This is a genomic window from Isoptericola sp. Y581, assembly GCF_059445475.1.
In genome coordinates this window covers 1-20,947 of the sequence record NZ_JCAIUK010000002.1, presented here as the reverse complement: position 1 = coordinate 20,947, position 20,947 = coordinate 1, and the positions used below count along the sequence as shown (strand labels likewise).

Below are 20,947 nucleotides of genomic sequence, written 5' to 3'. Positions count from 1 at the left end.
CGGCCAGATCTGGCGGCTTGTGAACATGCGCACGATGTTGCCCGCGGCGACGAGCGTCGTCGCAGGCCATGGCCGCCTGCCGGCCGGCCGCACGGTCACGGCTGCACGTAGGGCACCCGGCCGCTGTTCACCGCGCGGTAGTCGAGCAGGGCCGAACCGATCGCCCCGACGGCGAGCACGGCGATCAGCACCCACGGGTCATAGAACGTGGCGCCCTGGAGCAGCGCCAGCACCACGATGAGGACGACGATCTTGGCGACCCACGCCCCCATGACGAAGGCCGCCATGCGCGTGGGGCTCGACCCGACGGTCCGCAGCATCGACCAGATCGTCGTCGCGCAGAAGAAGGCCGCGAGGCCGGCGCCGACGAGTGCCCCCCAGAGGCCGGGCATGCCCGCCACCAGCAGGCCGATCCCGCCGCCCAGCACCACCAGGGCGCCCACGAGGATCAAGGTGTCGCGCAGCGCGGTGCGCAGCACCGCGCGCTCCGCGGTGGTGGTGTGCTCGTCGGCGCCGGGGCCGTCGGGCGTGGGGGCGGGGGTCTCGGGCGTCGTCATCTCTGGCGTCCTTCGTGCGTCGTCAGGGTGGGCGAGGTCGTGGCCGATGGCGGTGCGGCGGGTGTGACCGGCGCCGCGGCGACGGTCGGGTGGCTGCCGGTGGCGACGTCGTCGTCCAGGAACCGGCCGCGAGTACGCAGCGGCCCGAGGGTGAGCATCAGCGCGACCACGATGGCCACGCCGAGGCCGGCGAGCACCGCCTTCCAGTCCCACATCACCAGCGCCGCCGCGCCGAAGGAGAAGACCGCCGCCCAGACGTAGAGGATGAGGACGGCGCGCCGGTGCGAGTGCCCGATGGCGAGCATCCGGTGGTGCAGGTGCATGCGGTCGGGGTGGAACGGCGACTTGCCGGCGGCAAGCCGGCGCACCACCGCCAACGCCATGTCCAGCAGCGGCAGGAGCACCACTGCCACCGGCAGCAGCAGCGGGATGAACAGCGGCACGCGCTGCGCGCCCGACAGGGCGTCGCCGGTCGCGGTGGGGTCGATGTTGCCCGTGATGGTGATCGTCGCGCCCGCGAAGACGAGGCCGAGCACCATCGAGCCCGAGTCGCCCATGAAGATGTGCGCGGGGAAGAAGTTGTGCGGCAGGAAGCCGATGCAGGCACCCACCAGGACGGCCACCATGAGGGTCGCGAGGTTGGCGTAGTTCTCCGGGGTGGCCTGCTGGGTGAGGCTGTAGGTGTACAGGATGAAGGCGGAGCCGCCGATGGCGATGACGCCCGCGGCCAGACCGTCCAGGCCGTCCACGAAGTTCACGGCGTTCATCGCCACCACGATCACGAGCACCGTCGCGACCAGCGACAGCCGCGACGAGGTGATGAACAGCCCGTCCGGCGTGGGCAGCGAGGTGAGCTGCACCTGCTGCCACGCCATGAACCCGGCCGCGAGCACCTGCCCCGCGAGCTTGGTCATCCAGTCGAGGTCCCACACGTCGTCGGCCCAACCCAGCAGGCACACGATCGTCGCGCCGCCGATGATCCCCCACGCCTGCGGCCCGGTCTCGAACACGCCCGCGAGGAACGGCATCCGCGAGGACAGCACCACCGCGACGACGATGCCGAGCAGCATGGCCAGCCCGCCGAGCCGCGGCGTGGGCTGCACGTGCACGTCGCGCGACCGCACCGCGGTGATGGCGTTCGTGCGCCGGGCGAGCCACCGCGCGCCCGGCGTGGCGAGGTATGTGACCGCCGCCGAGACCAGCATCAGGAGCAGATACGCTCTCACCCGGCGGACTCCTCGGCAGGCTCCGTCGAGCCCTCCGTGGACGTCGTGCCGGCCGTGGGCTCGTCGGTGACCGGCTCGTCCGCGGGCTCGTCGTCATCATCGTCGGCGTCCGCGCCGCGCACCGGCGCCACCTCGTTCAGCGCCTCGAGGGTGATCGCGCCCTCGCGCACAACGCGCAGGTGCTCGCCCGTGGCGTCCACGATCGTCGAGGCCACGCCGCCGGGGGCGTCGCCGCCGTCCAGGTAGGTCGCGACGGGTTCTCCGAGCTGTGCGCGCGCGCCGGTGACGTCGAGCGCCGCGGGGCTGCCGGAGGCGTTCGCGCTCGAGACGGCGAGCGGGCCGGTGCGGCGCAGCAGCGCGAGGGCCGCGGGGTGGTCGGGCATCCGCAGCGCGACCGTGCCGTGCGTCTCCCCGAGGTCCCACTGCAGCGACGGCTGGGCCCGCAGGATGATCGTGAACCCGCCCGGCCAGAACGCCTCGACGAGGCGCCGCGCGTCGTGGGGTACCTCGGTCGCCAGGCCGTCGAGCGTCCGCACGTCGGGGACCAGCACGGGCGGGGGCATCTGACGCCCGCGACCCTTGGCCGCGAGCAGCGCGGCGACGGCCTCGGCGTCGAAGGCGTCCGCGCCGATGCCGTAGACCGTGTCCGTGGGGAGCACCACCAGGCCGCCGCGCGAGACCGTGTTCACCGCCTCGTCGATCGCAGGGCCCCAGGTGTTCGGGTCGGTCACGTCGTGCACGCTGCTCACGGGCTCAGTCTGTCACGGTTCGTCGGCCCGCCGTCCGGGCTCGGCCCCGCGGCGACGCGACGCGCGACGACCATCCGCGGGCGGCCGGTGAGGTCCTCCCGCGTCGCCGCGGGCCCGAACACGGGCACGTCGTCGACCATGGCCCGCGCGTCCGCCGCCTGGACCTCCGCATGCTCCATGACGTACAGGCCGCCGGGGCGCAGCAGGCGGGCGGCCGCCGCCGTGACGCCGCGCGGGACCTCGAGCCCGTCCGCGCCCAGGCCGAACAGCGCGACGGCCGGGTCGTGCTCGGCCACCTCGGGGTCGTGCGGCACCGCGCCGGGCGGCACGTACGGGGGGTTGGAGACGACGACGTCGACCGTCCCGTCCAGCTCGCGCAGCGCGGTGCGGGCGTCGCCCCGGACCAGGTGCACGACGGGCTCCGGCGCGCCGGCGGCCGACGTCGCGGCAGCGACGTTGCGCTGCGCCCACCCGTGCGCGGCAGCGTCAAGCTCGACCGCGTGCACGACCGCGCCGGGCACCTCGGCCGCCACGGCGAGGGCGATCGCGCCCGATCCCGTGCACAGGTCGACGACCACCGCCGAGCCCTCGCGCGCCACGACCCGCATGGCCTCCTCGATCGCCACCTGCGCCACCTGCTCGGTCTCGGGCCGCGGCACGAAGACACCGGGGCCGACGGCGAGCTCCAGGTGCCGGAACGGCGCCACGCCGGTGAGGTGCTGCAACGGCTCCCGGGCCGCGCGCCGCGCCACGTCCGCGGCGAAGCGGCGGACGGCGTCGTCGGCGAGGCCCCGGTCCAGCACCGCGAGGCGCCGCACCTCCGAGCGGTCGACGCCGAGGGCGTGCGCGAGCAGCGCCTCGGCGTCCACGCGCGGGCTGGGCACGCCCGCTGCGGCGAGCCGCGCCGCCGCCCAGCGCACGGTCGACCCGACGGTTGTGGGCGCGAGATCGGGGGGAATGGAGTCGTCCATTCCCCCCGATCTCGCGCCCACAGCGTCAGGCACGGGAACCCGCGGCGGCCAGCCGGGCCGCCTCGTCGGCGTCGATGGCCGAACGGACCACCGGGTCGAGGTCGCCCGCGAGCACGTGGTCGAGGTTGTAGGCCTTGTACCCCGTGCGGTGGTCCGCGATGCGGTTCTCCGGGAAGTTGTACGTGCGGATCCGCTCGCTGCGGTCCACGGTGCGCACCTGGGAGCGCCGCACGTCGGCGGCGGCCGCGGCGGCGGCCTCCTGCTGCGCGGCCAGCAGCCGCGCGCGCAGCACGCGCATGGCCTGCTCCTTGTTCTGCAGCTGCGACTTCTCGTTCTGCATGGAGACGACGATCCCGGTGGGCACGTGCGTGATGCGCACCGCCGAGTCGGTGGTGTTCACCGACTGCCCGCCCGGCCCCGACGAGCGGTAGACGTCGATGCGCAGGTCGTTCGCGTCGATCTCCATCTCGCCCGGGTCGTCGACCTCGGGCAGCACGAGCACGCCGGCGGCCGACGTGTGGATGCGCCCCTGCGACTCCGTGACCGGCACGCGCTGCACGCGGTGCACGCCGCCCTCGTACTTGAGGTTCGCCCACACGCCCTCGGCCGGGTCGGTGACGTTGCGCGCCTTGATCGCGACCTGCACGTCCTTGTAGCCGCCCAGCTCCGTCTCGGTGGCGGCGAGGACCTGCGTGGACCAGCCGCGCCGCTCGGCGTACCGCAGGTACATGCGCAGGAGGTCGCCGGCGAAGAGCGCGGACTCGTCGCCGCCCTCCCCCGCCTTGATCTCGAGGATCACGTCGCGCGCGTCGTCGGGGTCGCGCGGCACCAGCACACGGCGCAGCCGCTCCGCGGCCGCATCGGCCGCCTCGCGCAGCGCGGGCAGCTCGGCGGCGAACGACTCGTCCTCGCCGGCCAGCTCGGCGGCGGCCTCGGCGTCGTCGTGGGCCTGCTCCCAGGCCCGGTAGGCGGCAGCCACCTGGCTCAGCTCGGCGTAGCGCCGCCCGAGGGAGCGCGCCCGGCCCGCGTCGGCGTGCACCGCCGGGTCGGAGAGCGCCCGCTCGATCTCGGCGTGCTCCGCGAGCAGCGGTCTGGCCGCAGCGAACGAGTCGGTCATGGCATCTCCCGGTCCGACGTGCAGGGGATCCGTGGGCCCACGCCCCCGGGCAAAGCAACAGCGCCGGTGATCCGACGTCCGACTGCCCCTGGAGAGGTTGTCGGGCGGACCACCGGCGCTGTCAGCCAGCTACTTCTTCTTGCCGTAGCGCGCCTCGAACCGGGCCACGCGGCCACCGGTGTCGAGGATCTTCTGCTTGCCCGTGTAGAACGGGTGGCAGGCACTGCACACGTCCGCGTTGATCTTGCCGGACGTCTCGGTGCTGTGCGTGACGAACGTGTTGCCGCAGGTGCAGGTCACCTCGGTGACGACGTACTCGGGGTGGATACCGGACTTCATGATGCTCCTTGGTGTGATGCCCCCGGGTCGGCCCGCAGGACAGCGGGCCGTGAACCGGATGGCCGACGAACCATTGTGCCAGAACGCGGGAGCGTCCTAGAAATTCCGGGTCAGATCGTCTCGCCCGGGTGATCGTCCGAGAGACCGGCCGGCGTCGTCTTCTGCACGTGCAGAAGGAACTCGACGTTGGTCTTGGACTTCTTGAGCTGGCCCAGCAGCAGCTCGGCGGCCTGCTGCTGGTCGAGCGCACCCATCACGCGGCGCAGCTTGTAGACGACCGCGAGCTCGTCCTTCGCCATGAGGATCTCCTCGCGGCGGGTGCTCGAGCTGTTGACGTCGATCGCCGGGAAGATGCGCTTCTCGGCGAGGTTGCGGGACAGGCGGAGCTCCATGTTGCCCGTGCCCTTGAACTCCTCGAAGATCACCTCGTCCATCTTCGAGCCCGTCTCCACGAGCGCGGTGGCCAGGATCGTCAGCGAGCCGCCGCCCTCGATGTTGCGGGCCGCGCCGAAGAACCGCTTCGGCGGGTACAGCGCGGCGGCGTCCACACCACCGGAGAGGATGCGGCCCGACGCCGGCGCGGCGAGGTTGTAGGCGCGCGACAGGCGGGTGATCCCGTCGAGCAGCACGACGACGTCCTGGCCCAGCTCCACGAGGCGCTTGGCCCGCTCGATGGCGAGCTCGGCGACGATCGTGTGGTCCGAAGCGTGCCGGTCGAACGTCGAGGAGATGACCTCGCCCTTGACGTTACGCTCGAAGTCGGTGACCTCTTCGGGGCGCTCGTCCACCAGCACCACCATGAGGTGGACCTCGGGGTTGTTCGCCGTGATCGCGTTGGCGATCTGCTGCATGATGATCGTCTTGCCGGCCTTGGGCGGCGCGACGATGAGGCCGCGCTGGCCCTTGCCGATCGGGGCGACGATGTCGATCACGCGCGGGGTGAGGCGCGTGGCCTCCGGGTTCTCCAGGCGCAGCCGCTCCTGCGGGTACAGGGGCGTGAGCTTCGTGAACTCGGGCCGCTGACGCGACTCCTCCGGCGACATGCCGTTGACCGAGTCCAGGCGGACCAGCGCGTTGTACTTGCCGCGCACGTTCTTGCCGCCGACGGACGGCAGCTCCTCGCCCTCGCGCGGCTGGCGGATCGCGCCCACGACCGCGTCACCGCGGCGCAGCCCCGACTTCTTCACCTGGTTGAGGGAGACGTAGATGTCGCCCTCGCCGGGCAGGTAGCCGCTGGTGCGCACGAACGCGTAGTTGTCGAGGATGTCGAGCACGCCGGCGACGGGCAGCAGCACGTCGTCCTCGCGCACCTCCACCTCGTCGAGCCCCGCGACGTCCGGGCCGGCGCTGCGGCCGGGGCGGGTGCGCTTGCGATCCCGGCCACGGTCACGACCACGGCGGCGGCGCGAACCACGCTCGTCGTCGTCATCGCGGCGCTGACGCTGCTCGTCGCGCTGGCCGCCCTGAGAGGTCTGGCCGCCCTGGTTGCTCTGAGAGGTCTGGTTGCCCTGGGAGGTCTGGCCACCCTGGGTGCCCGAGCGCTGCTGGCCGGAGCCGTCGTTCGTCCGGCCCTGGCCGCGCTCGGAGCGCTGGCCCTCGGCGTCGGACTGACCGCCGTTCTGGCCCCCCTGTCCGCCGGAGCCCTGCCCGCCGGAACGCCGCCCGCCCCGCTCACGCGGTGCGGCGACGGCCTCGGCGAGCTGAGCGAGCCGCGCCTCGCGGTCGCCCTCGGAACGCTCGGCACGCGGCTGGTCGCCGCGCTGGTCGGACCCGCTGCGTGTGGGCTGCTCGGTGGAGGCGGAGGAGCTCTCGGCCGCGGCGCCCTGGCGCTGCTGACCGGAGTCACCCTGCGCGTCGGCGTCGTCCGTGGACCCGGCCGTGCGGATGGCGCGGCGCGAACGCCGCGGCGCCTCGGTAGCGGGGCGCTCGGCGGGGCCGTCGTTCCGCGCGGGCTCGGCCTGCGCCTGGGCCGGGGCGTCGCTGCGGACCGTGGGCGCCACCGCGGTCGCCGCGGCGACGGGGGCGCTCGTGGTGCGCGCGCTCTGGCCGTTGGCGGACCGGATCGCGTCCTGCAGGTCGCTCTTGCGCATCCGGGACGTCCCCTTGACGCCTATCTGGGAGGCCAGCGCCTGGAGCTCGGCGAGACGCATCGAGCTCAGGTTTCCGGATGCGGCGGAGCCGTTCCGGCTGTCGGTGGTGTTCGTCACGAAGGACCCTTCCCCCTCGTATGCGGCCCTGAAATGCTGTCACGGGCCGCGGTGGCGGGCGTCCAGACGCGGGAAGCGCCGAGACGCGTGGAACCTCGCATCAGTGGTACGACGACGTCGGCTGGCGGGGTTGTGTTTCGCCTTCTCACGGGACTGCCGCGGCGGGTCGTGCACCGCATCGCAACCACCGGGGCACCAGGCTCTGGCCGGACGCGCGGACGCGCCGTACGGCGAAGAGGGAGTGCCCTCGCAGTCGTTCCCGAAGGCTCACCGCATCATATCACCTGCGTGCCCGGCCGGAGGCCGACACGCCGGACCCGTCGGACGCCGCCGGGTGCCCGCCGGCGCCGGTCACCCGGCGCGCCACCGCACCCTCGGTGTCCACCCCCGGCCGCAGCGCCCGCCAGCCCGCCACGTCGTCGATCAGGTCGGCGAGCACGGCGTCGAGGCGGGCCGTGCCCTCGCCCGCGGTGAGCACCAGGACCGTGGGACCGGCCCCGGAGATGGTCGCGGCGTGGCCCTCCGCCCGCAGCGTGCGCAGCAGCTCGGCCGAACCGGCCATCACCCCGGCGCGGTAGTCCTGGTGGAGGCGGTCCTCGGTGGCGTCGAGGAGCAGCTCGGGCCGGCGCGCCAGCGCCTCGACCAGCAGCCCGGCGCGGCCCGCGGTGAACGCCGCGTCCGCGTGCGGCACCTCGGCGGGCAGCACGCCGCGGGCGCGGCTCGTGGCCAGGCGGACGTCCGGGACCAGCACGGTGGCCTCGATGCGCTCGTCGACGTCGAGGTCCACGGCGCGGGCGCCGTCGGCCGAGCGCCACGCGAGCGTCGCGCCGCCGCGGATGGCGGGCGCCGCGTTGTCGGGGTGACCCTCGAACTCGGTCGCGATCCGCAGCACCTCGGTGGCGTCGAGCACGTGCGGGTCGGCGAGCAGCGCGCGCGCCGCGACGATCCCCGAGACGACGGCCGCGGCCGAGCTGCCCAGGCCGCGGCCGTGCGGGATCTGGTTGACGCACCGCAGCCGCAGCCCGGTGCGGGGGGCGCCCGCGAGCTCCAGGGTGTGGCGCAGGGCGCGCACGACGAGATGCTCCTCCCCCGTCGGGACCTCGCCGGCCCCCTCGCCCTCCATCTCGACGACGGCCTCGTCGCTCGCGAGGAGCTCGACCTCCAGCTCGTCGTACAGGGCGAGGGCCAGGCCCATCGCGTCGAAACCCGGGCCCAGGTTGGCGCTGGTGGCGGGAACGCGGACGAGGACGTGGTCGGCGCCGAGCTGCATCGTGCTCCCCTTCCCGGGGCTCGTTCGGAGTGAACTCAGTCGAGGCCGAGCGCGTCGGCGATGGACACGACGTCGGCGCTGACGCGGGTAGGTGCGACCTCACCACCGCCTGGTCCCAGCAAGGTGTCCTCGCTTCGCTGCGGGCCCTTGCCGGGAACCCAGGGAATCGGGGTGCGGAGCGCCCACTGGGGGTCCTTGAGACCGTGGCCCGTGACGGTCACGACGACGCGCGCGCCGGCGGGGACGAGGCCGCGCTCGGCGCGGGCGAGCAGCCCCGCGACGCCGGACGCCGACGCGGGCTCCACGAAGACGCCGACCTCCGCGGACAGCACGCGGTGCGCCGCGAGGATCTGCTCGTCGGTGACCGCCTCGATGACACCGTTCGACGTGTCGCGGGCGGCCACGGCCTGCTCCCACGACGCCGGGTTGCCGATGCGGATCGCCGTGGCGATCGTCTCGGGCTGGTCGACCGGGTGCCCGTGGACGATGGGCGCGGCGCCCGCGGCCTGGAAGCCCCACATCTGCGGCGTGCGAGTGGCCAGGGCCCCGAACGCGGCACCGTCGTCCAGGCCCGCGTACTCGCGGAAGCCCTTCCAGTAGGCCGTGATGTTGCCGGCGTTGCCGACGGGCAGGCAGTGGATGTCGGGAGCGTCACCGAGGGCGTCGACGATCTCGAAGGCCGCCGTCTTCTGACCCTCGATGCGATCCGGGTTGACCGAGTTCACCAGCTCGACCGGGTAAACCTCCGCGAGCTTGCGCGCGGCGACGAGGCAGTCGTCGAAGTTGCCGTCCACCTGCAGCAGGCGTGCGCCGTGGGCGATCGCCTGGCTGAGCTTGCCCATCGCGATCTTGCCCTCCGGCACGAGGACGGCGCAGGTCATGCCGGCCCGGGTGGCATACGCCGCCGCCGACGCGGACGTGTTGCCGGTCGACGCGCAGACCACGGCCTTCGCCCCGCGGCCGGCGGCCGCGGAGATGGCCGTCGTCATGCCCCGGTCCTTGAACGACCCGGTCGGGTTCATGCCCTCGACCTTGACGAAGACGTCGGCCCCGGTCCGCTCCGACAGCGCGGGGGCGGGCACCAGCGGGGTGCCGCCCTCGCCAAGGGTCACGACGTGCTCGCGCACGTGGGCCGGCAGGCGCTCCGCGTACTCGGTGATGACGCCACGCCACTGGTGCGCGGGGCGCGTGGGCTGGTCGGTGGGCTGGTCGGTGGGCTGGTCGGCAGGCTGGTCGGCAGGCAAGGTCATGCTCCCTCGACTCGCAGGACGGACGTGATCTCGTGGACGGGCTCGATGCCGCGCAGCGCGGCGACCGTCGCGGCGAGCGACGCCTCGCGGGCGGCGTGCGTGGTCAGCAGCAGCGCCGCCGTGCCGTCGGCGACGTCGACGCCGTAGGGCTCGTCGGGGGCCTGCCGCACCGTGTCGATCGACACGCCGTGGTCGGCCAGCACCTGCGCCGCCTGGGCGAGCACGCCGGGACGGTCCGCCACGACGAGGCGCACGTGGTAGCGCGTCACCGCGGCGTCGTGCGGGAGCACGGGCAGCGACGCGTAGGCGGACTCCCGCGGGCCGTGGCCCCCGACGATCCGGTCGCGCGCCGCCGACACGAGGTCGCCGAGCACCGCGGACGACGTGGGCCGGCCGCCGGCGCCCTGGCCGTAGAACATCAGCGGGCCGGCGTCGTCGGCCTCGACGAACACCGCGTTGAAGGCGCCGCGCACGGCGGCGAGGGGGTGAGCCACCGGCACGAGCGCCGGGTGTACGCGCACGGAGACGCCCTCGGCGGTCTGCTCGGCGATCGCGAGCAGCTTGACGACGTGTCCCGTCTGCTGCGCGGCGGCGACGTCCGCGGCCGTGATGCTCGTGATGCCCTCGCAGGCCACCTGGCTCAGCGACACCCGCGTGTGGAAGGCGAGCGACGCGAGGATCGCCGCCTTGGCGGCGGCGTCGTGACCCTCGACGTCGGCGGTCGGGTCCGCCTCCGCGTAGCCGAGGTCCTGCGCCTCCTTGAGTGCCTCCTCGAGGTCCAACCCGTGCGTCGTCATCTGGTCGAGCACGTAGTTCGTGGTGCCGTTGACGATGCCGAGCACGCGGCGCACGTGGTCGCCGGCGAGCGACTCGCGCACCGGCCGCACGATCGGGATGGCGCCGGCGACGGCCGCCTCGAAGGACAGGTCCACCCCGGCGGCGTCGGCCGCCTCAAAGAGCTCCGGGCCGTGCGCGGCGAGGAGGGCCTTGTTGGCCGTCACGACGCTCGCCCCGCCGTCGATCGCCCGGTGGATGAGCCCACGGGCAGGTTCGATACCGCCCATGAGCTCGATCACGAGGTCGGCGTCGTCGACGAGGGCGCCGGCCTCCTCGGTGAAGAGGTCGCGTGGGACGACGGCGGGGACGCCCTCCCGCGGACGGCTCGCGTCGCGCACAGCGATACCCGTCAGCTCGAGGCGGGCCCCGGCGCGGGCGGCGAGGTCGTCCGCGTGCTGGAGCAGGGTCTGCGCGACCTGCGAGCCGACGACGCCGCAGCCGAGCAGCGCGACGCGCAGCACGCCCGGCTCGAGGCTCGGGGCGGCCGCGTGGTTGGGACGGTCCGCGGGGACGGCCCCAGGGTGGGGCCCGGAGGTGGGGGCTGCAGGCACGGGAGAACCTTCGAACGAGATGCCGGGACGAATGTCAGGATAGCCGCGGCCCGGCGGCACGCGGGCCGTCGTCCACGCCCGGCGCTGGCGCTCAGCCCAGGTCGAGCGCGAGCAGGTCCGCGACCGTCTCGCGCCGCACCAGGACGCGCGACGCGCCATCGGCCACCGCGACCACGGGCGGCCGCGTCAGCAGGTTGTAGTTCGACGCCATGGACCGCCCGTAGGCGCCGGTGGCGGGGACGGCGAGCAGGTCCCCCGCCCGCACGTCGCCGGGCAGCTGCACCTCGTGCACGACGATGTCGCCGCTCTCGCAGTGCTTGCCCACGACGCGCGCCAGGACTGGCTCGGCGTCCGACGACCGGCCCACGACCTCCGCGTGGTACTGCGCCTCGTAGAGGGCGGGCCGGATGTTGTCGCTCATCCCGCCGTCCACCGACACGTAGGTGCGCACGCGCCCGTCGTCGAGCGCGACCGGCTTGACCGTGCCGACGGTGTAGAGGGTGAGGCCCGCAGGGCCGACGATCGCGCGGCCGGGCTCGATCGAGATCCGCGGCAGCGGCGTGCCGAGCTCGGCGCACGCCGCGGCCACCGCGCTCGCGACGTCCTTGGCGATGCCCTCCGGGTCCAGGGGCACCTCGCCCGGCAGGTACGCGATGCCGTAGCCGCCGCCGAGGTCCACCTCGTCGACCAGCACACCGGTGCGCTCGGCGAGCTCGGCCCGCAGGCGCAGCACCACGCGCGCGGCGGCCTCGAAGCCCGCGGGGTCGAGGATCTGCGAGCCGATGTGCGAGTGGATGCCCAGCAGGCGCAGCTCCGGGCGCGCGACGGCGGCGAGCAGCGCCCGCATCGCCGGGCTGTCGGTCGCCTCGACCGCCCTGACCGGTCCCTGAGCCTGTCGAAGGGCGACCGGCTCACGGGTTTCGACCGGCGGTTCCTGAGCCTGTCGAAGGGCAACCATCGGAGCGGGGTTCACCGAGAGCCCGAACTTCTGGTCCTCGTGCGCGGTGGAGATGTACTCGTGGCCGCCCGCGTGGACGCCGGTCGTGACGCGCACCATCACGGGCGCGACGACGCCGCGGGAGGCCGCGAGCGCCGCGACCCTGTCGATCTCGACGAGCGAGTCGACGATGATCCGGCCGACCCCCGCGTCCAGGGCGGTGAGGATCTCGGCGTCGGACTTGTTGTTGCCGTGCAGGCCGAGCTCGGCGCCCGGCAGGCCGGCGCGCAGCGCGACGGCGAGCTCGCCGCCCGAGGCCGTGTCCACCCGCAGTCCTTCCTCGCGGGCCCAGCGGGCCACGGCCACGGTGAGCAGCGCCTTGCCCGCGTAGTAGACGTCGACGCCGGTGCCCACCTCGGCGAACGCCGTCGTGAACGCCGTGCGGTACCCCCGGGCACGGAGGCGGAAGTCGGCCTCGTCGAGCACGTAGGCCGGGGTGCCGTGCTCGGCCGCGAGGTCGCGGACGTCGGCGCCCGCCACCTCGAGGGCGCCGTCCGCGCGGCGCACCACGCCGGTGGACCAGGGCACGCCTGCCGCGACCGCCCCGCCGTGCGCCGCGGTCACATCCGCTCCGGGGCGCCGACGCCGAGCAGGTCGAGGCCGTTGGCCAGCACCTGGCGCACCGCGTCGTTCAGCCACAGGCGCGTGCGGTGCGTGTCCGTGACCTCCTCGTCCGGGTACGGCGTGACGCGGCACTCGCCGTACCACCTGTGGTAGTCCGCAGCCAGCGACTCGAGGTAGCGCGCCACCCGGTGCGGCTCGCGCAGCTCGGCCGCCTGGGACACGATCCGCGGGAACTCCGTGAGCCGCCCGACCAGGGCCGCCTCGGTCTCGTGCGTCAGCAGCGACGGGTCGAAGGCGTCCGAGCCGTCCTCGCGGGTACGGTCCACGGCGCGGTCGACAGCGTTCCGGTCCACCGCGCAGGTGCGCGAGTGCGCGTACTGGACGTAGAAGACCGGGTTGTCGTTGCTCTGCTTGAGCAGCTCCTCGCCGGAGAGGGACAGCGGGGTGTCGGCGGGGAACCGAGCGAGCGAGTACCGCAGCGCGTCCGAGCCGAGCCACTCGATGAGCTCGTCCATATACAGCGCGTTGCCGCGGCGCTTGCCCATGCGCTCGCCCCCGATGTTCACGAGCTGACCGATGAGCACCTCGATGTTGGTCTCCGGGTCGTCGCCCGCGCAGGCCGCGATGGCCTTGAGGCGGTTGATGTACCCGTGGTGGTCGGCGCCGAGCAGGTAGATCTTGCGGGGGAAGCCCCGGTCCTTCTTGGACAGGTAGTACGCGGCGTCGGCGGCGAAGTACGTGGGCTCGCCGTTGGCCCGGATCATCACCCGGTCCTTGTCGTCGCCGAAGTCGGTGGTGCGCAGCCACACCGCGCCGTCGACGTCGAAGACGTGCCCCTGCTCGCGGAGGCGGGCGACCGCCTGCTCCACCGCCCCGGACTCGTGCAGCGTGCGCTCCGAGAACCAGACGTCGAAGTGCACGCCGAAGGCGTCGAGGGTGCGGCGGATCGCCTCGAGCTGCGCCTGGTAGCCGAGCTCGCGGGCGATCGTCGCGGCCTCGTCCTCGGGCAGGTCGAGGAGGTCGGGCTCCTGCTCGAGCACCTCGGCGGCGCGCTCGGCGACGTACTCGCCCGGGTACCCGCCCTCGGGCACGTCCTCGCCCTTGGCACGGGCCAGCACCGAGCGGCCGAACTTGTCCATCTGCGCGCCGGCGTCGTTGATGTAGTACTCCGCGGTGACGTCGGCGCCCGCGGCCCGCATGATGCGGGCGAGCGCGTCGCCGAGCGCGGCCCAGCGGGTGTGCCCGATGTGCAGCGGGCCCGTCGGGTTGGCGGAGATGAACTCGAGGTTGTGCACCTGGCCCGCGAGGGCGTCGGTGCTGCCATACTGCGCGCCCGCGGTCACGACCGTCCGCGCGAGCTCGCCCGCCGCGCCGGCCTCGAGCGTGATGTTGAGGAAGCCCGGCCCGGCGACGTCGACCCGCGCGATCCCCGGCGTCGACCCGAGGCGCGCGGCGAGGTCGTCCGCGAGCGCCCGCGGCGTGGTGCCCGCCTTCTTCGCGAGCTGCAGCGCCACGTTGGTGGCCCAGTCGCCGTGCTCGCGCTGCCGGGGTCGCTCCACGTGGACCGACGCGGGGACGGCGTCGGCGGGCAGGGCGAGGGTGCCGTCGGCCACGGCCGAGGCGAGGGCAGCACTGAGCGCTCGGGAGAGCTGGTCGGGGGTCACCCGGGCGATTCTACTGACCCTCGCGCGCCTCCCCACCCCGAGGTGCTGGTAGTCTCGTGCACCGTGCTGAGCACGACCGTTCCCGGTCCGGCTCGGCGCCCGCGCCTGTAGCTCAGTGGATAGAGCGTCTGCCTCCGGAGCAGAAGGTCGGGGGTTCGAATCCCTTCAGGCGCACCACATCAGAACGGCCCCCACCAGCAAGAATGCCGGTGGGGGCCGTTCTGTGTCGCGTGCCCCGTCAGTGCGCGCCGACCAGGTCCTGGTCCAGCGGCAGCGCGTCCAGGTCGAGGTCCGGGTTGCGCTCCTGCGTGCGCACCAGGTCCTTCGCCTCGGCGGACGTGTCCACCGACGGCATCGAGCCCGGCAGCGGCCTGCCCGCGCTCTCGCGCACGAAGCCGACCGCGACGGTGCCCACGAGCGCGAAGCCCACGAGGTAGTACGCCGGGGCCATGCTCGATCCCGTCGCCTGGGTCAGCGACTCCACGATGAGCGGTGTCGTGCCGCCGAAGACCGCGAGCGCGACGTTGTAGGCGAGGCCCATCGACCGGTAGCGCACGGCCGTGGGGAACATCGCGGGCAGGGTCGCCGCCTGCACGCCCACCATGCATGCCACCGGGACGGCCATGAGGCACAGGCCCAGCAGCGTCGACCACACGTGGCCCGCGGCGAGCAGCAGGAATGCCGGCACCGCCAGCACGGCCAGGGAGCCCGAGCCGAACCACAGCAGCGGACGGCGGCCCCACCGGTCGCTCACCGGCCCCGCGACGAGGATCATCCCGGCCAGCAGCACCAGCACCGGCACGGTCAGGAGGGTGCCGTCCGTCGCGGCGTAGCCGAGCGTGTCGGTCAGGTACGTGGGCATGTAGCTGGTCAAGGCGTACCCGGCCGTGTTCGCGACGGCCACGAGGACCATCGCGACGAGGAGGGGGCGCCACTGCGAACGGAGCGTGACCGAGGCGACGGGCGCCTCGATGCCCTGTTCCTTCGCGGCCTCGGCCGCGACCTGCTGCGCCTGGAACGCCGGCGACTCCTCGACCTTCAGCCGGAACCACACGGCGAACGCGCCGATCGGCCCGGCGATCAGGAACGGGATGCGCCACGCGCCGTCGACCATCGCCTGCTCGCCGAGGGTCACCTGGAGCACCGTGACGACCACGGCACCGAGCGCGAAGCCCAGGTAGCTGCCGAAGTCGAGGAACGAGGCGGCCCAGCCGCGGCGGCGGTCAGGGGCGTGCTCGGCGAGGAAGGTCGTGACGCCGGCGTACTCGCCGCCGGTGGAGAAGCCCTGCACCAGCTTGAGGAGCACGAGCAGCAGCGGCGCCGCCGCACCGATCAGGCCGTCGGTCGGCAGCAGCCCGATGAGGAACGTGGAGGACGCCATCATCACCAGCGTGAAGGCGAGCACCTTCTGGCGCCCGATCCGGTCGCCGATGCGGCCGCAGACGATGCCGCCCAGCGGGCGGGCCACGTAGGTAGCGGCGAACACGCCGAGGGAGAAGAGGATCTGCACGCCGGACGACGCCTGCGGCAGGAACACGGCGCCCATCGTGACGGCGAGGTAGCCGTACACGCCGACGTCGTACCACTCCATGAGGTTGCCGACGGCGGTGCCCCCGATGGTCTTCTTGAGCATGGAGTTGTCGACGACGGTGACGTCGGAGACGCGCAGCCTGCGGCGGGGGCCGCCGGCCGGTGATGTGGTGGCACTGGCGGGGGTGGCGGGGGTGGGGCCGGTCTGATCCTGAGGGAGAGCGGCGGACATGTTTTCCTTCCGTGGCCGGGGCCGCGGCACGCGGTGTGCCGTGACAACCCGGCCCGTGACGGGGAACGGGCGCCCGCGACAGAAGCGGACGCCGAGCCCGAACATGGGCGGCCACGTTACCGATTCTTGACCCCGAATCAAGTTAGCCGGGGCAATCACCGTCCCCAACGGCCGGAGGGCCGGCGTCGTCACCTGCGACGACACCGACCCTTGACCGGTCATTCGTGAAGCCCGCCACAGGGGTGCCGGACGGCGCGTGGGCACGGGTTCGCCACGGCCGCGCTCGCTGGACCCCGCGCGCGCCGGGCGTTACGTTCTCGGGGCAGCCCGGAGCGCGGGCGGCGACGGCGCCCACACGGGGCCTGCACCCACCGGAGGACTCCCCGCATGATCGACCACGAGGTCCGCGTCTACCGTTCCGACGAGCCTCTGCCGCGCGAGCAGCAGCTGGCGTGGAAGATCGCGGAGGTCGCCGCCGAGCAGCTCGAGCCGACGGCCGAGGTCGCGGACATGGTGATCAACCGGGTCATCGACAACGCGGCCGTGGCGACCGCCTCCCTGGGCCGCGGCCCGATCCTCGCCGCCCGCGCACAGGCGGAGGCCCACCCGGTCTCCCGCGGCGGAGCGGGCGCGACCATCGTCGGCTCCCCCTCGCGCACCAGCCCCGAGTGGGCTGCGTGGGCGAACGGGGTGGCCGTGCGCGAGCTCGACTACCACGACACGTTCCTGGCGGCCGAGTACTCCCACCCGGGCGACAACATCCCGCCCGTCCTCGCCGTCGCCCAGCACCTGGGCCGCAGCGGCGCCGAGCTGCTCCGCGCGATCGTCACGGGCTACGAGATCCAGGTGAACCTGGTCAAGGGCATCAGCCTGCACGCGCACAAGATCGACCACGTCGCCCACCTCGGGCCGTCCGCCGCCGCGGGCCTCGGCACGCTGCTCGGCCTGCCCGTGGAGACCGTGTACCAGGCCGTGGGCCAGGCGCTGCACACGACGACGGCCACCCGGCAGTCGCGCAAGGGCGAGATCTCCACCTGGAAGGCGCACGCCCCAGCGTTCGCGGGGAAGATGGCGGTGGAGGCCGTGGACCGCGCGATGCGCGGGCAGACCTCCCCCAGCCCCATCTACGAGGGCGAGGACGGCGTGATCGCCTGGCTGCTCGACGGTCCGGACGCGCGGTACACCGTGCCGCTGCCGGCCGCGGGCGAGGCGCGCCGCGCCATCCTGGACACGTACACCAAGGAGCACTCGGCCGAGTACCAGGCGCAGGCGTGGATCGACCTCGCGCGGCGCCTCGGTACCGAGCGCCCCGAGCTGCGCGACCCGGCGAACGTCGCCGCCGTCGTGCTGCACACGAGCCACCACACGCACTACGTCATCGGCTCCGGCTCGGGCGACCCGCAGAAGTACGACCCCGCCGCGAGCCGCGAGACGCTCGACCACTCGATCCCGTACATCTTCACGGTGGCGCTGCAGGACGGCGCCTGGGACCACGCGGCCAGCTACGCGCCCGAGCGCGCCGGCCGCCCGGACACCGTGGCGCTGTGGCGCAAGGTCACGACGGCCGAGGACGCCGAGTGGACGCGCCGCTACCACTCCGTCGACCCGGCCGAGAAGGCGTTCGGCGGCCGGGTGGAGATCGAGCTGGCCGACGGCTCGCGCGTGGTCGAGGAGATCGCCGTGGCCGACGCGCACCCGCTCGGTGCGCGTCCGTTCGCCCGCGAGCAGTACGTGGCGAAGTTCCGCGCGCTCGCGGCGGGCGTCCTCGCGGACGGTGAGATCGAGCGGTTCCTGGACGTGGCTCAGCGTCTGCCCGAGCTCACGCCCGACGAGCTCGCCGGCCTGACGATCACCCCGCTGGCCGACCCGCTCGCCGGGCACCCCGTGCCCGCCGGCATCTTCTGAGAGGCGACCGATGCTCTACTCCACGACCACCCCGGCCGCGAAGCGCGCGGCGTTCCGCGCGCGGCTGCGCTCGGGCGAGCTGCTCCAGCTGCCCGGCGCGTTCAACCCGCTCGCCGCACGGCTGATCCAGGACAAGGGGTTCGACGGCGTCTACGTCTCGGGCGCCGTGGTCGCCGCCGACCTGGGTCTGCCCGACGTCGGGCTGACGACGCTCACCGAGGTCGCCACCCGGGCCGGCCAGGTCGCCCGCATGACCGACCTGCCGACCCTCGTGGACGCCGACACCGGGTTCGGCGAGGCGATGAACGTGGCGCGCACCGTCCAGACGTTCGAGGACGCGGGCGTCGCCGGCCTGCACGTCGAGGACCAGGTGAACCCCAAGCGGTGCGGGCACCTCGACGGCAAGCAGGTGGTGGACGAGCCCACGGCGCTGCAGCGCGTGCGCGCGGCCGTCGCCGCCCGCCGGGACGACAACCTGCTGGTCATGGCGCGCACGGACGTGCGGGCGGTCGCCGGGCTGGACACCGCGATCGACCGCGCCAAGGCGCTGGCCGACGCCGGGGCGGACGCGATCTTCCCGGAGGCCATGCGAGACCTCGCGGAGTTCGAGGCCGTCGCGAACGCCGTGGACGTGCCCGTGCTGGCCAACATGACCGAGTTCGGCAAGTCCGAGCTCTTCACCACCCGGCAGCTGGCCGACGCCGGCGTGGCCCTCGTCATCTACCCGGTCTCGCTGCTGCGGCTCGCCATGGGCGCCGCCGAGCGCGGCCTGGACGCGCTGCGGGCCGAGGGCTCGCTCACGGGCGAGGTCGAGCACATGCAGACCCGCGCCCGCCTGTACGAGCTCCTGGACTACGCGGCCTACTCGGCCTTCGACACCGGGGTGTTCGACTTCTCCCTGGACGACAACCAGCACGGCTAGCTCCCGCAGCACTCGCGCCGCAGCCGCCGTCGACCGCACGCAGCACCGCAGCAAAGGAGCACCGATGACCGAGCACACGGATCCGACCGCCGGGCAGTCCACGGAGCCGGAGGTCCGCCGCGGGTTGGCCGGGGTGGTCGCCGACGTCACGACGATCTCCAAGGTCGACCCGGAGACCAACTCCCTGCTGTACCGCGGCTACCCGGTGCAGGACCTCGCGGCCACGCAGCCGTTCGAGGCGGTGGCGTGGCTGCTCTGGCACGGCGAGCTGCCCACCGACGCGGAGCTGGCCGCGCTGCGGGCCACCGAGCGCGACCACCGTCGCCTCGCCGACGACGTCCGCGGCGCGATCGACCTGCTGCCGCCGAGCGCCCACCCGATGGACGAGCTGCGCACCGCCGTGAGCGTGATCGGGGCGCGGGAGGCCGCCGGCCTCACCGCGATGGAGGCCGCCGGGGACCGGGCAGTGAACCTCGAGCGGAGCGTCCGTCTCTTCGCCGCCCTGCCGGCCGCCGTCGCGCACGGGCAGCGCCGGCGCCGGGGGCTCGAGCCGGTCGAGCCGCGCGACGACCTCGACTTCTCCGCGAACCTGCTCTGGATGACGTTCGGCATCGAGCCGGACCCGGTCGTCGTCGACGCCTTCAACCGGTCGATGATCCTGTACGCCGAGCACTCGTTCAACGCGTCCACCTTCGCGGCCCGGGTCATCACGTCCACGCTCAGCGACCTGCACTCCGCCGTCGTGGGCGCGATCGCGGCGCTCAAGGGGCCGCTGCACGGCGGCGCGAACGAGGCCGTGATGGACACGCTGGCCGAGATCGGCTCGGCCGAGCGCGCGGCCGCGTGGCTCGACGACGCGCTGGCCGCGAAGCGCAAGATCATGGGCTTCGGCCACCGCGTCTACAAGCACGGCGACTCCCGCGTGCCGACCATGAAGGCGGCCCTCGACACGCTCGTCGTCCACTACGACCGCGCGGACCTGGGTGCCCTGTACGACGCCCTCGAGTCCGAGTTCGTGGCGCGCAAGGGCATCTACCCGAACCTGGACTACCCGTCCGGCCCGGCGTACCACCTCATGGGCTTCGACACGCCCACGTTCACGCCCCTGTTCGTCGCGGCCCGCGTCACCGGCTGGACCGCGCACGTGCTGGAGCAGCAGGCCGCCAACGCCCTCATCCGTCCGCTGTCGGCCTACGTGGGCCCCGAGCGTCGCGAGGTGCCCCGGCGGTAGGCGATCCGTCCACGCGGGCCGTCCACGGGCACACGGAGGGAAGCCTGAGGCGCACTAGGCTCGCGGCATGTCCACGGACTACGCAGACTTCGAGTTCGAGCGCCGGTTCTTCGTCCGGGAGCTGCCCGACGCGCTCCGGGACGCGCCCGCGCTGATCGTCCAGTCGTACTTCCTGTCCGACGGCGGCTTCGCCCTGCGGGTACGGGTGCAGGCCACCGGGGTCGAAGCGCGCCTGGGGCCGGAAAGCGACGCCCGCGACGTGCTCGAGCTCTACCGCACGCGCGTCGACTTCGCCGCCGTCACCGTCAAGGGCCCGTCCGCGGGCGGCACCCGGTACGAGGCCGAGCGTCAGCTCGACCCGCTGGTGGGCGTCGAGCTGGTGCGACGCGGCGGCGCGCACGTGATCAAGACGCGGTACGCCGCCTGGCTGGGCGCGGACGGCTGGTCCATCGACGTCTTCGGCGGCGCCAACGCACCCCTGATCGTGGCGGAATGCGAGCGGTCCGGCCCGGTCACGGACCTGCAGATCCCCGACTTCTGCGTCACCGAGCTCACCGACGACCGCCGGTTCTCCAACGAGTCCCTCGCGGTCGACCCGTTCCGCGTCTGGTCCGCCGCCTACGCCCAGGAACTCGCGGGCCAGGGCCCCCGCTTCCGCGACGACTTCGGCGGCAACACGACCATCACCACCTGACCACTCCGCCGGTTCAGCCTGTCGAAACCCCGCCGGTTGAGCCTGTCGAAACCCCGCCGGTTGAGCCTGTCGAAACCCCGCCGGTTGAGCCTGTCGAAACCCCGCCGGTTGAGCCTGTCGAAACCCCGCCGGTT

Annotated in this window: 17 protein-coding genes and 1 tRNA gene; 5 read left to right on the top strand and 13 right to left on the bottom strand. The window is 73.7% G+C overall.

Annotation, left to right across the window (positions count from 1 at the left end; genetic code table 11):
• Window positions 1–95: 95 nt before the first annotated feature.
• From AC1C2W_RS03105 to argS, 12 genes are all read right to left on the bottom strand, one after another.
• Window positions 96–557: a Cg1360 family ATP-synthase-associated protein gene (locus tag AC1C2W_RS03105; protein WP_495387838.1), complete on the bottom strand. Its 462-nt coding sequence runs from the start codon at window positions 555–557 to the stop codon at window positions 96–98.
• Window positions 554–1,783, bottom strand: a complete 1,230-nt coding sequence (locus AC1C2W_RS03100; protein WP_495387839.1) for a glycosyltransferase family 4 protein — start codon at window positions 1,781–1,783, stop codon at window positions 554–556. The genes AC1C2W_RS03105 and AC1C2W_RS03100 overlap by 4 nt, the downstream gene beginning before the upstream one ends.
• Window positions 1,780–2,532 (bottom strand): L-threonylcarbamoyladenylate synthase, encoded by a 753-nt coding sequence (locus AC1C2W_RS03095; protein WP_495387840.1) that lies wholly within the window; start codon window positions 2,530–2,532, stop codon window positions 1,780–1,782. Before AC1C2W_RS03095 ends, AC1C2W_RS03100 begins: the two co-directional genes overlap by 4 nt.
• A complete protein-coding gene (gene prmC / locus AC1C2W_RS03090; RefSeq protein WP_495387841.1) occupies window positions 2,529–3,503 on the bottom strand; it encodes a peptide chain release factor N(5)-glutamine methyltransferase in 975 nt (324 codons plus the stop codon). The genes AC1C2W_RS03095 and prmC overlap by 4 nt, the downstream gene beginning before the upstream one ends.
• A gap of 25 nt (window positions 3,504–3,528) precedes the next feature.
• Complete coding sequence (prfA, locus tag AC1C2W_RS03085) at window positions 3,529–4,620, bottom strand: peptide chain release factor 1 (RefSeq protein ID WP_495387842.1); 1,092 nt, start codon at window positions 4,618–4,620, stop codon at window positions 3,529–3,531.
• Window positions 4,621–4,749: 129 nt separating this feature from the next.
• Complete coding sequence (gene rpmE, locus AC1C2W_RS03080; RefSeq protein WP_495387843.1) at window positions 4,750–4,959, bottom strand: 50S ribosomal protein L31; 210 nt, start codon at window positions 4,957–4,959, stop codon at window positions 4,750–4,752.
• 110 nt (window positions 4,960–5,069) lie between these two features.
• Window positions 5,070–7,166: a transcription termination factor Rho gene (gene rho / locus AC1C2W_RS03075; protein WP_495412350.1), complete on the bottom strand. Its 2,097-nt coding sequence runs from the start codon at window positions 7,164–7,166 to the stop codon at window positions 5,070–5,072.
• Window positions 7,167–7,446: 280 nt separating this feature from the next.
• Window positions 7,447–8,436 carry a homoserine kinase gene (gene thrB, locus AC1C2W_RS03070; protein WP_495412349.1) on the bottom strand — a complete coding sequence of 330 codons (990 nt, stop codon included), beginning with the start codon at window positions 8,434–8,436 and terminating at the stop codon, window positions 7,447–7,449.
• Window positions 8,437–8,471: 35 nt separating this feature from the next.
• A complete protein-coding gene (gene thrC / locus AC1C2W_RS03065; protein WP_495412348.1) occupies window positions 8,472–9,686 on the bottom strand; it encodes a threonine synthase in 1,215 nt (404 codons plus the stop codon).
• The gene (locus AC1C2W_RS03060) at window positions 9,683–10,984 is read right to left on the bottom strand and encodes a homoserine dehydrogenase (RefSeq protein ID WP_495412639.1); all 1,302 of its coding nucleotides are present in this window, start codon (window positions 10,982–10,984) and stop codon (window positions 9,683–9,685) included. The genes thrC and AC1C2W_RS03060 overlap by 4 nt, the downstream gene beginning before the upstream one ends.
• Before the next feature lie 181 nt (window positions 10,985–11,165).
• The gene (locus AC1C2W_RS03055; protein ID WP_495387846.1) at window positions 11,166–12,635 is read right to left on the bottom strand and encodes a diaminopimelate decarboxylase family protein; all 1,470 of its coding nucleotides are present in this window, start codon (window positions 12,633–12,635) and stop codon (window positions 11,166–11,168) included.
• The gene (gene argS / locus AC1C2W_RS03050; RefSeq protein WP_495387847.1) at window positions 12,632–14,299 is read right to left on the bottom strand and encodes an arginine--tRNA ligase; all 1,668 of its coding nucleotides are present in this window, start codon (window positions 14,297–14,299) and stop codon (window positions 12,632–12,634) included. The genes AC1C2W_RS03055 and argS overlap by 4 nt, the downstream gene beginning before the upstream one ends.
• 101 nt (window positions 14,300–14,400) lie before the next feature.
• Between argS and AC1C2W_RS03045 the strand changes: the two genes are divergently transcribed.
• Window positions 14,401–14,476: transfer RNA gene (locus tag AC1C2W_RS03045), tRNA-Arg, on the top strand.
• 61 nt (window positions 14,477–14,537) lie between these two features.
• On the opposite strand, the gene AC1C2W_RS03040 is transcribed toward AC1C2W_RS03045, so the two are convergent.
• Complete coding sequence (locus tag AC1C2W_RS03040; RefSeq protein ID WP_495412347.1) at window positions 14,538–16,061, bottom strand: MFS transporter; 1,524 nt, start codon at window positions 16,059–16,061, stop codon at window positions 14,538–14,540.
• A gap of 387 nt (window positions 16,062–16,448) precedes the next feature.
• Between AC1C2W_RS03040 and AC1C2W_RS03035 the strand changes: the two genes are divergently transcribed.
• From AC1C2W_RS03035 to AC1C2W_RS03020, 4 genes are all read left to right on the top strand, one after another.
• A complete protein-coding gene (locus tag AC1C2W_RS03035) occupies window positions 16,449–17,966 on the top strand; it encodes an MmgE/PrpD family protein (protein WP_495412346.1) in 1,518 nt (505 codons plus the stop codon).
• A gap of 10 nt (window positions 17,967–17,976) precedes the next feature.
• Window positions 17,977–18,888 carry a methylisocitrate lyase gene (gene prpB, locus AC1C2W_RS03030; protein WP_495387850.1) on the top strand — a complete coding sequence of 304 codons (912 nt, stop codon included), beginning with the start codon at window positions 17,977–17,979 and terminating at the stop codon, window positions 18,886–18,888.
• A 64-nt stretch (window positions 18,889–18,952) separates the two neighbouring features.
• Entirely contained in the window at window positions 18,953–20,119 is a 1,167-nt protein-coding gene (locus AC1C2W_RS03025; RefSeq protein WP_495412345.1) for a bifunctional 2-methylcitrate synthase/citrate synthase, read from the top strand.
• A gap of 67 nt (window positions 20,120–20,186) precedes the next feature.
• Window positions 20,187–20,813 carry a CYTH domain-containing protein gene (locus AC1C2W_RS03020; protein ID WP_495387852.1) on the top strand — a complete coding sequence of 209 codons (627 nt, stop codon included), beginning with the start codon at window positions 20,187–20,189 and terminating at the stop codon, window positions 20,811–20,813.
• Window positions 20,814–20,947 lie beyond the last annotated feature (134 nt).